Below are 13146 nucleotides of genomic sequence, written 5' to 3'. Positions count from 1 at the left end.
AGGCCCTGCATTTCAACCGCATTAGAGTTTTGTTGATTGCGACAATGGCTGCAGGCGCGCCGGGCCGCAAGCCGAGAAAACCGGCATTCAGACGATTGTTCTGCCAGCGGTGGTAGTTATCGTTGAAACTTCATTCTCGAAACCGGATCCTGCACATTGTGCGTGTGAAAATAGTTAGGCGTCATTCTGCGCAGAACACCCGGAATCGGTCTGTCAGAGCGGCTCAATATCGCCCTGCGCCCTCTGCGCGTGGAACGCTCCCTGCCAGGCTTCGAAGGTTCCGGCCGCGATCGCGTCCCGCATACCCTGCATGATTTCCTGGAAATAGTGCAGGTTGTGCCAGGTCAGGAGCATGCCCGAAATCATCTCGTTAGCGCGGAAAACGTGGTGCAGATAAGCGCGGGAATAGTTTGAGCAGGCAGGACAGGTACAGTTCTCATCCAGCGGACGCGGATCATCTGCATGCCGGGCGTTCTTGATATTCACCACGCCGTTGCGCGTAAACACCTGACCCGTTCGGCCCGAGCGCGACGGCAAGACACAGTCCATCATATCGATACCGCGTGCGACTGCCCCTACGATATCATCCGGTTTGCCCACACCCATCAGATAGCGCGGCTTGTCCACCGGCAGCATGTCTGGTGCGAAGTCGAGACAGTCGAACATCGCCTCCTGCCCTTCGCCGACAGCAAGTCCGCCCACTGCATAGCCATCGAACCCGATTTCTTTCAGAGCCTCTGCGGATTCCTCCCGGAAGTCGCGCTCCAGCCCCCCCTGCTGGATTCCGAACAGAGCATGGCCCGGGCGATCTCCGAACGCGCCGCGGGATCGGGCGGCCCAACGCATTGAAAGTCGCATACTTTCCGCGATGCGGTCCCGGTCAGCGGGCAATGCTGGGCATTCGTCGAAACACATGACGATGTCCGAACCCAGAAGCCGCTGAATCTCCATCGAACGTTCTGGCGTGAGTTCGTGTTTCGAGCCGTCAATATGGGATTTGAACGTCACCCCCTTCTCGGTCAGCTTGCGCAAACCGGCAAGAGACATGACCTGAAACCCGCCTGAATCGGTCAGGATGGGACGTTGCCAGTTCATGAATTTGTGGAGCCCGCCCAATCGGTCGATACGTTCGGCAGTAGGTCGCAGCATCAAGTGATAGGTGTTGCCCAGCAGAATGTCAGCGCCGGTTGCCCGCACGCTTTCCGGCAGCATTGCTTTGACCGTTGCAGCAGTCCCAACCGGCATGAAAGCCGGTGTGCGAATGTCGCCGCGCGGTGTAGAGATCACGCCGGTCCGGGCTTTTCCATCGGTTGCCTTCAGCTCATAAGTAAATCGCTTGGTCATGTTTTTCCCCGGATCGCTCAACCGGGCAGGCTTTGCCCCATCGGCTCAAGCATTGCAAGCCGGTCTCATGGGATGCCGTGCCCAGATCACACTTGCATCCATGCTCGCCCCCCAATTACCTGTCTTGCAAACAACCGAAGCAAACACCAAATGTATACCATTGCACACCAATTCTTGAGGAGTAGCGCATGACCGAAGACCAGATCCTCGGGCTGATTTCACAGAACCTGCTGTACCTTCTGGGCGCGGTCTTTCTCATCCTCGTAGTTCTCAAAGGCATCAAAATCGTCCCGCAATCCGAAAAATTCGTGGTGGAACGGTTCGGCCGCCTGCATTCTGTGCTCGGCCCGGGCATCAATTTTATCGTTCCCTTTCTTGATGTTGCCCGCCACAAGATATCCATTCTCGAGCGGCAGCTTCCGAATGCGACCCAAGACGCAATCACGAAAGACAACGTGCTGGTGCAGATCGACACTTCGGTCTTTTACCGAATTCTGGAGCCGGAAAAGACCGTTTACCGGATCCGCGACGTTGACGGTGCCATCGCCACCACCGTTGCCGGAATTGTTCGGGCCGAAATCGGCAAGATGGATCTTGACGACGTGCAATCGAACCGGGCTCAACTCATCTCGCGCATTCAGGAAAGTGTTGAAACAGCCGTGGACGACTGGGGCATCGAGGTGACTCGCGCAGAAATCCTTGATGTGAATTTGGACCAAGCCACCCGCGATGCGATGCTTCAGCAGCTCAACGCGGAGCGTGCCCGCCGTGCACAGGTCACCGAAGCCGAAGGCAAGAAGCGCGCAGTCGAGTTGCAGGCCGATGCCGAGCTCTACGCAGCCGAACAAACGGCCAAGGCCCGCCGCATTCAGGCCGAGGCAGAAGCCTATGCCACCGGTGTTGTCGCTACGGCAATACAGGATAACGGCATCGAAGCCGCCCAATATCAGGTCGCGCTCAAACAGGTCGAAGCTTTGAACGCCCTCGGAAACGGCGACGGCAAGCAAACGATTGTCCTTCCTGCCAACGCGCTCGAGGCCTTTGGTGACGCGTTCAAGATGTTGAAGGGAAGCTAAGATGACAGAACCGCTCTGGGCTATCTGGTGGGTCTGGCTATGCGTGGCCCTCGTTCTGGCAATTCTCGAAGTTGTAGTTCCAGGCTTCGTTTTTCTGGGGTTTGCTATCGGCGCAGCAGCAATGGCCGCCTTGATTCTAGGCTCCTCCCAAGGTCTGACCTTTCTGGGAGAACTGCATATGCTTGGGCTGCCTGTCTTGCTGCTGGTCTTTGCCGCTTTGTCCCTGATTTCATGGCTGGTTTTGAGGAGAGTTTTCTCGCTGCCAAAGGGTCAGGTGAAACGGTTTCACAACGACATCAATGACTGAGACAATCGGGCTCATCCGTGCACTGGACGCGCCCGGCCAGCTATCCTATATAAAACACTCAGGTTAACTCAGCCGAGGCACGGATGACCCATTCGACGGAACCGCTCGAAGGCGCGCCATTGATTGCGCCCTCCACTGTAAATCACCCGCTTTATGAGCCGGTGGTTGACGCCTGCCGTACGGTTTTTGACCCCGAAATTCCGGTTAATATCTATGACCTCGGCCTGATCTATACCGTCGACATCAGCGATGCCAACGAAGTGAAGGTCATCATGACTCTGACTGCACCGGGCTGCCCGGTCGCCGGTGACATGCCGGGATGGATTGCCGAGGCCATCGAGCCTCTTGCCGGTGTCAAACAGGTCGATGTCGAACTGACTTGGGAACCGCCCTGGGGCATGGAAATGATGTCGGATGAGGCGCGGCTGGAACTCGGCTTCATGTAACGAATGGCTTTCGCGGTGAAATCTTCAACTCCGTGAAACCTTGAGCCTCGCCCAAACCAGACCTAGATTGGGGTCATAAGGAGACGCGACAATGTTTGGCATTCCCGGCAAACAAGCCGTGACCATGACCCCGAAGGCTGCTGCGCAGATTGCAAAGCTGATGCAAAAGGGCGGGCATTCCGGCCTGCGCATCGGCGTGAAAAAAGGCGGCTGTGCGGGCATGGAATACACGATGGAATATGTCGAGGCGGCCGAGCCCAACGACGAAGTCGTGGAACAGGACGGCGCCCGGATCCTGATTGCGCCGATGGCACAAATGTTCCTGTTCGGCACCGAGATCGACTATGAAGTCTCACTGCTTGAAGCCGGTTTCAAATTCAAGAACCCCAATGTCGTTGATGCCTGTGGCTGCGGCGAGTCGATCAAGTTCGACGCCGATTTCGACAAACCATCCCCCGCTGCCGGGTAGCTTGGCGGCGGCAACCTGACCAGCGCACATCCGTTTTTGGCGAGTTATGACAACGCCGGCTCGTTGCCGGCGCGCGTCGCCCTGACCAATCCGACTCCGGCTGGGCAATTGCCCCTCCGCATCCGCAATGCTATCCGGTGCTGGAGATAAGAAAGAAATCACACAGAGGGGCAAGTGATGCGGCGGAAACTGGCGGCGGGCAATTGGAAGATGAACGGCAGCAGCGAGGCGCTTGCCGAGCTTTCTGAACTGGCCGGGCATCATCCCGCACCCAGTGTCGATATCCTGATCTGCCCGCCTGCCCCACTGATCCACCGGGCCGCACAGGCGATATCGGGAAGCTCTGTGGCCATCGGCGGTCAGGACTGTCACGCACAATCGGCAGGAGCCCATACCGGGGATGTGAGCGCCGCCATGTTGAAAGATGCCGGGGCGACAGCGGTGATCGTGGGCCACTCAGAGCGACGTGTAGGCCACGATGAGCGCAACGAGGACGTGCGCGCCAAGGCTCGCGCGGCAATTGAAAACGGACTGATTGCGATCATCTGCCTCGGAGAGAGCCTTGCCCAGCGCGAGGCGGCCAACACGCTCGATATCATCGGCGGGCAGTTGTCCGGGTCTGTTCCCGATCTGGTGACCGGCGAAAACCTCGTGATTGCCTATGAACCGATCTGGGCGATCGGCACGGGCAAGGTGCCGACACTTGCACAGATCGGCGAGGTGCATGATTTCATCCGAGCCCGACTGGAGCGGAGGTTCGGCGCTGGTGTCGGACGCTCTGTTCGCCTCTTGTATGGCGGCTCCGTTAAGCCGGACAACGCATCAGAGATCTTTGCCGTTCCCAATGTCGACGGTGCACTGGTTGGCGGAGCCAGCCTGAAAGCTGCTGACTTCTCACCGATCATTTCCGCCCTCGAAGCGGCCTGAGCTTTTAGACGGACCGCAACGTTCCTGAAGCAATCCCAATCAGCTTCTCATGTTGGCGCCATTTGAATCATAGATGGCCCCGCCAAGCACTTCCGCATCGTAAAGGCTGCCGAGGATCTCGACCTGAAGGCTGGTGCCCGGTGCGGCATGTTCTGTCGTGACATATCCCATGGCCATCGACCGTTGGACATGATGGGCATAACCTCCTGAAGAAACATAGCCAACTGCAGCACCATCCTTGAGGATCGCCTCGTCATTGCTGACATCTATGCCCTCGACGTCAATCGTCATGGCAACCAGTTTGCGCGCCGGACCATTCAGGCGGGCCTTGATCGTTGCGTCTTTGCCGACAAAGTCCTTGTTCCAGTTGATGAAAGCATCCATGCCGCTTTCCATCGCGTCGAAGTCGGGCCGGAAGTCCAGCGTCCAGACCCCCCAGCTCTTTTCCAGCCGCATCGACATCAACGCTCGCGCACCATACCAACGATATCCCAGGTCGGCGCCTGCCGCCTCGATTTCCTCAGCGAGCCGCAACAGATACTGAGGCTTGCAGTAGATCTCGTAGCCAAGCTCTCCGCTGAAGGAGATCCTGTTCAGGATAACCGGCACACCGGCCACAAAGGTCCGTCGCGTGTCGCGGAAACGGAACGCTTCCGCACGGACATCGTCGCGCGTGATCCGCTGCAACAGGGTGCGCGAGTTTGGACCCGACAGCGCTATGCCGTGCCAGTCGTCGGATACATTGGCATAGCTGACATCCGCTGGCAGATCCTTCTCGAACCAACGGCGATGGGCCTCCTGCATGGCCCCTGATCCGAACAGAAAGAAGTGATCTTCGGTCAGACAGGCAACGGTGAGATCACCGTACATCTTTCCCTTGGGCGTGAGCATCGGCGTCAGCGTCAACCGTCCCGGCTTGGGCACATACCCCGCAAGGGTTCGGTCCAGATAGCTGCGCGCGCCGGGGCCTCGAAATTCATGCTTGGAGAAATTGGCGATCTCGATCCCACCCACTGCATTGCGTACGGCTTCGACCTCGCGCGCAACATAGTCGTGGCTCCGGTTTCGTTCGAATGTCGGCTCTTCATGGGCATCGTCGGGAGAATCCGCGAACCACAGGGCGTTTTCCAGACCGAACCCCTGCCCCATCCGCGCACCGCTCTGCACGAGGCGGTCATACAGAGCGGTAGATTTCTGCATCCGGCCCTTGGGCAGAGTCTCGTTCGGGAAAGTCATCACGAACCGGCGCTCGTAGTTTTCCGTCGACTTCACCGTGCCCCATTCAGGCGTGGCAAACTCGCCGAAACGCGCCACATCCATCGCCCAGACATCGATCGAAGGTTCACCGTCGATCATCCATTCGGCCATGGTCAGCCCGACTCCGCCACCCTGACAGAACCCGGCCATGACACCCACCGCAACCCAATAATTCTTCATCCCCGGAACCGGGCCGATCATGGGGTTGCCGTCCGGCCCAAAAGTGAACGGCCCGTTGATCATGTCCTTGATACCGGCGTTGCCAATCGCAGGAATGCGTTCAAAGGACATCTCCAACCGATCCGCGATCCGGTCGAGATCGGGTTGCAACAGCTCATGGCCAAAATTCCAGGGTGTCCCTTCGACCTTCCAAGGCGTGCCCTTGGGTTCGTAGGTTCCCAGCAACATGCCCTGCCGTTCCTGCCGGAAATAGATATTCGCCTCATAGTCTATCCCCGCCGGCAAACGTTGGGATCGCGCCGCGATCTCAGGGATCGTTTCGGTGATCAGGTAATGGTGTTCCATCGGCTGCACAGGCAGGTTCACTCCTTGCATGTGGCCAACCTCTCGCGCCCACAGACCTCCACAATTGACAATATGTTCCGCCTTGATCACCCCTTTGGGTGTGGTCACATCCCAACTGCCATCCGGACGCTGAGATGTAGCTGTGACCGGCGTATGCGTAAAATACTGCGCACCGTGCACCTTTGCGGATTTGGCAAAGGCATAGGTCGCTCCGGATGGATCGAGATCACCGTCCTGATCGTCCCAGAGAGCTGCGTGATAGTGTTTCGGATCGATCAGGGGATGCCGTTGCGCTACCTCTTTTGGAGAGATGAACTCCTGATGCAGCCCCATATAGCGGGCCTTGGACCGCTCGCGTTTCAGGTAGTCATACCACGTCTTGTTCGACGCCAGATAGAAACCCCCTGTGATATGCAGCCCGACGGAATGCCCCGATGTCTCTTCGATCTCTTTGTAGAGGTCGATTGTATAGCTTTGCAGGCGACTGATGTTGGGGTCAGAACTGATCGTATGAATCTGCCCGGCCGCATGCCAGCTGGAGCCGCTGGTCAATTCGTCCCGCTCCAGCAGAACAACATCTTTCCAGCCAAACTTGGCCAGATGGAACAGGATCGAGCAGCCAACAACCCCGCCTCCGATTACGACAACCTTGGCATGAGAAGGGAGTTTCTTGGTGTTGGAGGCGTCTGGGGATTGAATCTCGGGCATGATTTGTCTCGGGTCAGTTGCTTCGTGGTGTGACAGCTACAAACTGGCACCATTGTGGGATGAACTGTCCTTGCTGAACCGGCTCGGGATGATTGGCGACGCCGCCAGTCTCAATACCACGCATCAGGAAGCTCCCTTTTGCGGCGCTCAACGAACGCGATCAGTTCTTCTTCCTTGGCAGGGTCAATCGCCGGCTTTTCGTAGTGGTCGAGCATCTGGTTCCAGCAGGTATAGGCGCGGTGCCTCATGTCCTTGGCCCCGCCCTCTTCCCAGCTTTCGATATTCTCGCTGTCGCTCAGCTTTGGCTCATAAAAGGCCGTTTTGTAGTTGCGCATCGTATGCGCTGAACCAAGGAAATGCCCGCCGGGTGCCACCTCGCCATAGGCGTCGCGGGCAAAGGCCTCATCACCGGTATCAAGCCCTTGTCCCAGCAGCTTTTGATACGATCCCAGCCGATCCGCATCCATGATCAGCTTTTCGAAGCCGGTACATAATCCCCCTTCCAGCCAACCAGCGGCGTGAAGCACGAAATTGGCGCCTGCCATCATCGTTGAGTGCATCGAATCGGCGCTTTCATAGGCGGCTTGGGCGTCTTCCAGTTTCGAGGCCGTCAACGACCCTCCGCAGCGCAGGGGCAAACCGACACGGCGGGCAAGTTGCCCGATCACATAGTTCGACAGTACCGGCTCCGGCATTCCAAAGGTGGGTGCTCCGGATTTCAGCGACATCGAACTCAGGAAATTGCCGAGAACAAATGAGGCGCCCGGCCTCACAAGTTGGGCAAAGGCGCAGCACATCATGGCCTCGGCCATGGCCTGCGCGACCGAAGCCGCGGTCGACACCGGCCCCATAGCCCCTGACAGGATAAACGGTACCACGACGATCCCCTGCCCGCGGCCGCAATATGCCCGGATGGCTTCGGTCACCACCTTGTCCACCAGAAGTGGCGAATTGGTGTTCACGTTACCCATGATAACGCAGTTGTTTTCCATGACATCGCGCCCATGCACGATCTCGGCCATGTCGATACTGTCCTGTGCGCGGCTCATCTCGGTGATGGCGCCGAGATGCGGTTTGTCGCTGAGGGTCATATGCGCAAAGACCATGTCCAGATGGCGTTTGCTGACAGGGACATCGCAGGGTTCGCAGATCACCAGCCCCGTATGATGCAGGTTCGGATGCATGTAGGCGAGTTGAACCAGCTTTCGAAAGCTGTCCATGTCGCCGTATCTGTGCCCGCCTTCCAGATCTCGCACAAAAGGCGCGCCATAAATCGGAGCAAACACTTGATTTGATCCGCCAATCTTCACCGAACGTTCAGGGTTTCGGGCAATCTGGGTAAACTCTTGCGGAGCCTTGGCGCATAACGACCGGATCCATTCTGCATCGGCCCGCACGATATCGGTATCGATCCGGGCACCTGCATCTTTCCAGATACGCAGCGCCTCGGGGTCGTCACGAAATGCTATCCCAACATCCTCGAGTATCCAGTCGACCTGAGACTCCAATCGTTCAATCTGGTCTTCGTCGAGCATATCGAAAAACGGCAGCATACGCCGGACAAAGGGCGATGCGGGGGCACCGGGAGGTAGGAGTTGTCTGTTGCGCGAGGCGCGGGCGCGACGGGCCATGCCGGGCTCTCCAAGGCGTTTCCAAAAGCAAGTTAGGTCGCGGAACCGGTTTTGTGACGCTTGAAAAAATCAATGGCTTGGATAACTGTCAGTTATGCAAGAGCTCTGGAAACTCCTGTCCTCGCCACGACACCTTATTGTTTTTGAGGCCGCCGCCCGGCATCGGTCATTCACACAGGCAGCCAGAGAGTTGAATGTGCAGCAACCTGCCGTCAGCGCGGCGATCAAGCAGATGGAAACATCATTGGGGGTGGCCTTGTTCGAGCGCAGCCATCGAAGAGTCGCCCTGACACCCGCCGGAGAGCGGCTTTACTCTGATATTTCAACGGCATTGGAGCGCATTCTTACATCCGCAAGGGCGGTGCACCAACGGGGCCGGAACGATCACGTAACCCTGTCCGTATCGACTGCTTTTGCCTACTACTGGATGGTGCCCTGTCTGTCACAGTTACATGATCAGCATCCTGATATCGATCTGCGTCTCCAAACATCTGACAGAGAGCCTGACATTGACGCCGAAGGGATCAGCCTAGCCATAAGAAGAGGCAATGGAACCTGGCCCGGTGTTCATGCCCACCTGATCGCTCCCGAAGTGATCTATCCCATCGCCGCCCCCCCGGTCATGTCGGCTGCGCGGGAAATGCAGCAGCCACAGGATCTGCTGTCGCAGAGGCTGATCCATCTCGAGGAACCGGTGCGGGAAAGACCGACATGGGGGCAGTTTTTCCGCCACTACGGTATCAAGGACCGCCCCCCGACCGCAGGTTTGCGGCTAAATGACTATGCACTCGTGTTGCAGGCGACGATGGCCGGAGAAGGTTTCGCTTTTGGCTGGAAACATGTCACGCAGGGGTTGATTGCGCAGGGTTTGCTTGTCGCGAGACAGGAATGGAGCTGGGAAACCGGCGCGGGGTTCTATCTCGTCTGGTCGCGCAACACGCCCCTTATCCCTCAGGCCCAGCGCACGCGGGATTGGATCATCTCGGTGGCGGCACTCGACGGTGATCCGGCTGTCCGCTGAAAGCTGTTCAGTTAGCGCCATTACTTGGACCAGCGCCAAAGCCGATGACCAAGGCATCAGTCAATTTGCTTCGGCTTCAAAACGCAAACCGGCGCCATTTGCAGGCGCCGGTCCACTTGTTCTGGCAGGATAATCCTACTTGGTCACGATCTCCGGCCCCATGAAGGTATTGGGCAGGTATGTCGAAAGCCAGGGGATGTATGTGACCATGATGAGGAAGACGAAGAGCACCGCAAGGAACGGCAGCGCCGCCCGCACCACCCGCATCATCGGCATACCCGCAACGCCCGAGGTCACAAAAAGGTTCAGGCCGACAGGCGGGGTAATCATTCCGATTTCCATGTTCACCACCATTATGATGCCCAGATGGATCGGGTCGATGCCCAGCTCAATCGCAATCGGAAACACCAGCGGCGCGACGATCACCAGAAGACCCGAGGGCTCCATGAACTGACCGCCGATCAGCAGAATCACGTTCACCACGACAAGGAACATCACCGGGCCGAACCCTGCCGACAGCATGGCGCTGGCGATATGCTGCGGCACCTGTTCGTCTGTCAGCACGTGCTTGAGGATCAGCGCGTTCGCGATCACGAAGAGAAGCGTCACAGTCAGCTTGCCGGCCTCGAACAGGGTGTGCTTGGTATCAGGGTGAAAAAATGCCGTTATCAGAGCTTTGGGCTTGTTCAGCAAAGACAGATTGGATTGGTCACCCTCGGTGCTGAGCGGCCCCATATCCTTGTAGACAAAGCTGGCAATGAAAAAGGCGTAGACGGCGGCAACGGCCGCGGCTTCGGTCGGGGTGAAGATCCCCCCATAGATCCCGCCCAAAATGATCACGATCAGGAACAGACCCCACCCTGCTTCGCGGGCAGACGTAAAGATCTCGCCCCAACCCAGCCATTCACCTTTCGGCAAGTTGCGGACCTTGGCGATCACGTAAATTGTCACCATCAGCATCAGACCGGCGAGAAGCCCGGGGATTACACCGGCAAGGAACATTCGGCCGACCGAAACCTCGACGGCAGCGGCATAGACCACCATCACGATCGACGGCGGGATCAGGATACCCAAGGTCCCCGCGTTACAGATCACACCGGCGGCAAAGTCCTTGGAATAACCGACCTGTCGCATGCCCGCGATCACAATCGAACCGATTGCGACGACGGTGGCGGGCGATGACCCCGAAAGGGCCGCAAACAGCATACACGCAAACACGCCGGCAATGGCCAAGCCGCCCGGCAGATGCCCAACGCAAGCGATGGAAAAGCGGATGATCCGCCGCGCCACACCGCCGGTGGTCATAAAGCTTGATGCCAGAATGAAGAAGGGGATCGCCAGCAGAGTGAAATGCCCTTCGAATGCTTCGAACAGGGTGCCTGCGACCGATGCGAGCGAACTGTCGGAGTAGATCAGCAGGAAAATGGTGGAGCTCAGCCCCAGCGATACCGCGATCGGCACACCGATCAGCAGCAGGCCGATGACCATACCAAAGAGAAGAACAACTTCCATCAGTTCTGCCCTCCCTGGTTTTGGCGCATGTCTTCCAGTTCGTCTTCGACTTCGTGGCTGGCAACAAGGCGATCGGCCTCGCCGCGCAGGATCTGCAGCGCAACCTGGACAAACCGGATCACCAAAAGCAGCATCGAAACGGGCAGAACGATGTACGGCACCACCTTGGGCAGTTTCTCGTATGCTTCACCATAATTGATCGCGTCCTCGAGCCAGCGCAACCACGCCACCATGGGGACGTCCTGCACTTCATAGAAGCTCTGTGACCTGGCCTTCATATCAAAACCCGTGGGGAACCAACGCCCCGAAGTGGGTGGCAGATCGGCAAAAACCGCCCAGTAGTCGTATGCGCCTTTCAGCATCAGGAGCGAGAAAGCCACACAACAGCCAACGGCAAACAGGGCCAGAATCCTGCGCGGCGCCGGAGCCAGCATGTTCAGGATCGCATCGACCCCGAGATGTGCATGTTTCTTGACCGCATAGGACGAGCCCAGCAGCACAAGCCAAGCGAACATGAACACGGTCAGCTCAAGCGCCCAGAGAATGTTCGAGTTGAAAACGAAACGCGCGATCACATTGGCAAAAGTCACCACAGTCATCAGACCCAGGAGCAACGCGATCACGGTCTCCTCGATCTGGTCGACTACTCCGGGCGGGCCGGAACTCGATCCAGACATGACACTGTCCCCATCCATTTTTGGTTGATTGGAAGCTGGCGGGCCGTTTGCCGACCCGCCGGGCTGCCGCGCCTGACACTCCCCAGTCCTCAGACGCGGCCGCTGTTGGCCGGGCTCAGAGCCCTGCGTTGATTGCCTGTGCGGCGTCGATCTTTTCCTGACCGACATCGCCGGCAAACTTGTCCCAAACCGGCTTCATCGTATCGACCCAAGCCTGGCGCTGTTCAGGTGTCAGGGACCGGATCTCGCCACCGGCATCGAGGATCGACTGCTTGGCAGCCTCGTTCACCGCAAACGACTCTTTATTGCGGGCCTCGGTGACCTCGGAAAGGATGGTGGTGAACTGGTCACGCACGTCCTCAGGCAGGCTGTCGAGCCAGTCAACACTTGTCACAACAAGGTAGTCGATGATGCCGTGGTTGGTTTCGGTCACGCCGTCCTGAACCTCAAAGAACTTCTTGCCGTAGATGTTCGACCAGGTGTTCTCCTGCCCGTCCACAACGCCCTGCTGAAGTGCGCCGTAAACCTCGGAAAAGGCCATCTTTTGCGGCGAACCACCAATGGCTTCCATCTGGGCAACAAGCACGTCCGAGCTCTGAACACGGAATTTCAGCCCATTTGCGTCGGTCGGATCAACCAACGGCTTGTTGGCCGACATTTGCTTCATGCCGTTATGCCAGAAGGCCAGCCCCTGGAGACCGCGACGCTGCATGCTGTCCAGCATGGCCTGCCCTTCGGCCGAGGCCTGAAACGCGTCCACAGCTTCGATGTTCTTGAACATGAAAGGCAGGTCGAACAGACGGAACTGTTTGGTGAATTTCTCAAACTTCGACAGCGAAGGTGCAGCCAGTTGGACATCGCCCTGCAACATCGCCTCAAGCACTTTGTTGTCGTTATAGAGCGTGGAGTTGGGATAGACCTCCATGCACATCTTGCCGTTCATTTCTTCGTTCACACGGCTTTCCAGAAGCGATGCGGCGATCCCTTTGGGGTGCTTGTCGGTGTTGGTCACATGCGCGAATTTCACAACAATCTCGCCATCGTCACAGGCCGCGAAACCTGCTGTTGCGGTGACGGAAAGTGCCAGTGCTGTGGCTGCGGTGGTCAGGAATTTCATGGTCTCTTCTCCTCCCGGGTCATCCTTGAAACCAGCGGGGCCGGAAACCGTTTCATCTTGGGCATCCGGCGCGCTGAGGGGAGTGAAGCGAATCGAATCTCACCGCTCAACAGCCGGTCGAAACTCGTC

General features: G+C 57.9%; 12 protein-coding genes. 6 read left to right on the top strand and 6 right to left on the bottom strand.

The window, feature by feature from the left end; genetic code table 11:
- Window positions 1–213 precede the first annotated feature (213 nt).
- Complete coding sequence (tgt, locus tag ACP15U_RS03790) at window positions 214–1344, bottom strand: tRNA guanosine(34) transglycosylase Tgt (RefSeq protein ID WP_425043813.1); 1131 nt, start codon at window positions 1342–1344, stop codon at window positions 214–216.
- Between the two features lie 188 nt (window positions 1345–1532).
- On the opposite strand from tgt, the gene ACP15U_RS03785 reads away from it, so the two are divergent.
- The 5 genes from ACP15U_RS03785 to tpiA all read left to right on the top strand — a co-directional run bounded on the left by ACP15U_RS03785 (window position 1533) and on the right by tpiA (window position 4569).
- Window positions 1533–2420 (top strand): SPFH domain-containing protein, encoded by an 888-nt coding sequence (locus ACP15U_RS03785; protein ID WP_425043812.1) that lies wholly within the window; start codon window positions 1533–1535, stop codon window positions 2418–2420.
- A 1-nt stretch (window position 2421) separates the two neighbouring features.
- Window positions 2422–2727: an NfeD family protein gene (locus ACP15U_RS03780; RefSeq protein ID WP_425043811.1), complete on the top strand. Its 306-nt coding sequence runs from the start codon at window positions 2422–2424 to the stop codon at window positions 2725–2727.
- Between the two features lie 83 nt (window positions 2728–2810).
- Entirely contained in the window at window positions 2811–3173 is a 363-nt protein-coding gene (locus ACP15U_RS03775; protein ID WP_425043810.1) for an SUF system Fe-S cluster assembly protein, read from the top strand.
- 91 nt (window positions 3174–3264) lie between these two features.
- Complete coding sequence (locus ACP15U_RS03770; RefSeq protein WP_425043809.1) at window positions 3265–3642, top strand: HesB/IscA family protein; 378 nt, start codon at window positions 3265–3267, stop codon at window positions 3640–3642.
- A gap of 177 nt (window positions 3643–3819) precedes the next feature.
- The gene (tpiA, locus tag ACP15U_RS03765; RefSeq protein WP_425043808.1) at window positions 3820–4569 is read left to right on the top strand and encodes a triose-phosphate isomerase; all 750 of its coding nucleotides are present in this window, start codon (window positions 3820–3822) and stop codon (window positions 4567–4569) included.
- Window positions 4570–4608: 39 nt separating this feature from the next.
- Here the strand turns inward: tpiA and ACP15U_RS03760 are convergent, their stop codons facing one another.
- Together ACP15U_RS03760 and ACP15U_RS03755 are read right to left on the bottom strand one after the other, a co-directional pair.
- Entirely contained in the window at window positions 4609–7059 is a 2451-nt protein-coding gene (locus ACP15U_RS03760; RefSeq protein ID WP_425043807.1) for a GcvT family protein, read from the bottom strand.
- Window positions 7060–7169: 110 nt separating this feature from the next.
- Window positions 7170–8690, bottom strand: a complete 1521-nt coding sequence (locus tag ACP15U_RS03755) for a trimethylamine methyltransferase family protein (RefSeq protein WP_425043806.1) — start codon at window positions 8688–8690, stop codon at window positions 7170–7172.
- A gap of 94 nt (window positions 8691–8784) precedes the next feature.
- On the opposite strand from ACP15U_RS03755, the gene ACP15U_RS03750 reads away from it, so the two are divergent.
- Window positions 8785–9711, top strand: coding sequence for a LysR substrate-binding domain-containing protein (locus ACP15U_RS03750; protein ID WP_425043805.1), 927 nt, complete (start codon window positions 8785–8787; stop codon window positions 9709–9711).
- A 135-nt stretch (window positions 9712–9846) separates the two neighbouring features.
- Here ACP15U_RS03750 and ACP15U_RS03745 read toward each other — a convergent pair whose 3' ends face one another.
- From ACP15U_RS03745 to ACP15U_RS03735, 3 genes are all read right to left on the bottom strand, one after another.
- A complete protein-coding gene (locus tag ACP15U_RS03745) occupies window positions 9847–11223 on the bottom strand; it encodes a TRAP transporter large permease (RefSeq protein WP_425043804.1) in 1377 nt (458 codons plus the stop codon).
- Window positions 11223–11900 (bottom strand): TRAP transporter small permease, encoded by a 678-nt coding sequence (locus ACP15U_RS03740; protein ID WP_425043803.1) that lies wholly within the window; start codon window positions 11898–11900, stop codon window positions 11223–11225. The genes ACP15U_RS03745 and ACP15U_RS03740 overlap by 1 nt, the downstream gene beginning before the upstream one ends.
- Window positions 11901–12015: 115 nt before the next feature.
- Complete coding sequence (locus ACP15U_RS03735) at window positions 12016–13017, bottom strand: DctP family TRAP transporter solute-binding subunit (RefSeq protein WP_425043802.1); 1002 nt, start codon at window positions 13015–13017, stop codon at window positions 12016–12018.
- Window positions 13018–13146: the final 129 nt, after the last annotated feature.

The organism is Primorskyibacter sp. S87 (genome assembly GCF_049801055.1).
Classification (GTDB): Bacteria; Pseudomonadota; Alphaproteobacteria; order Rhodobacterales; family Rhodobacteraceae; genus JBNAGF01.
Note: the sequence above shows the minus strand (reverse complement) of the source record. Positions and strands in the feature narration are given on the sequence as shown.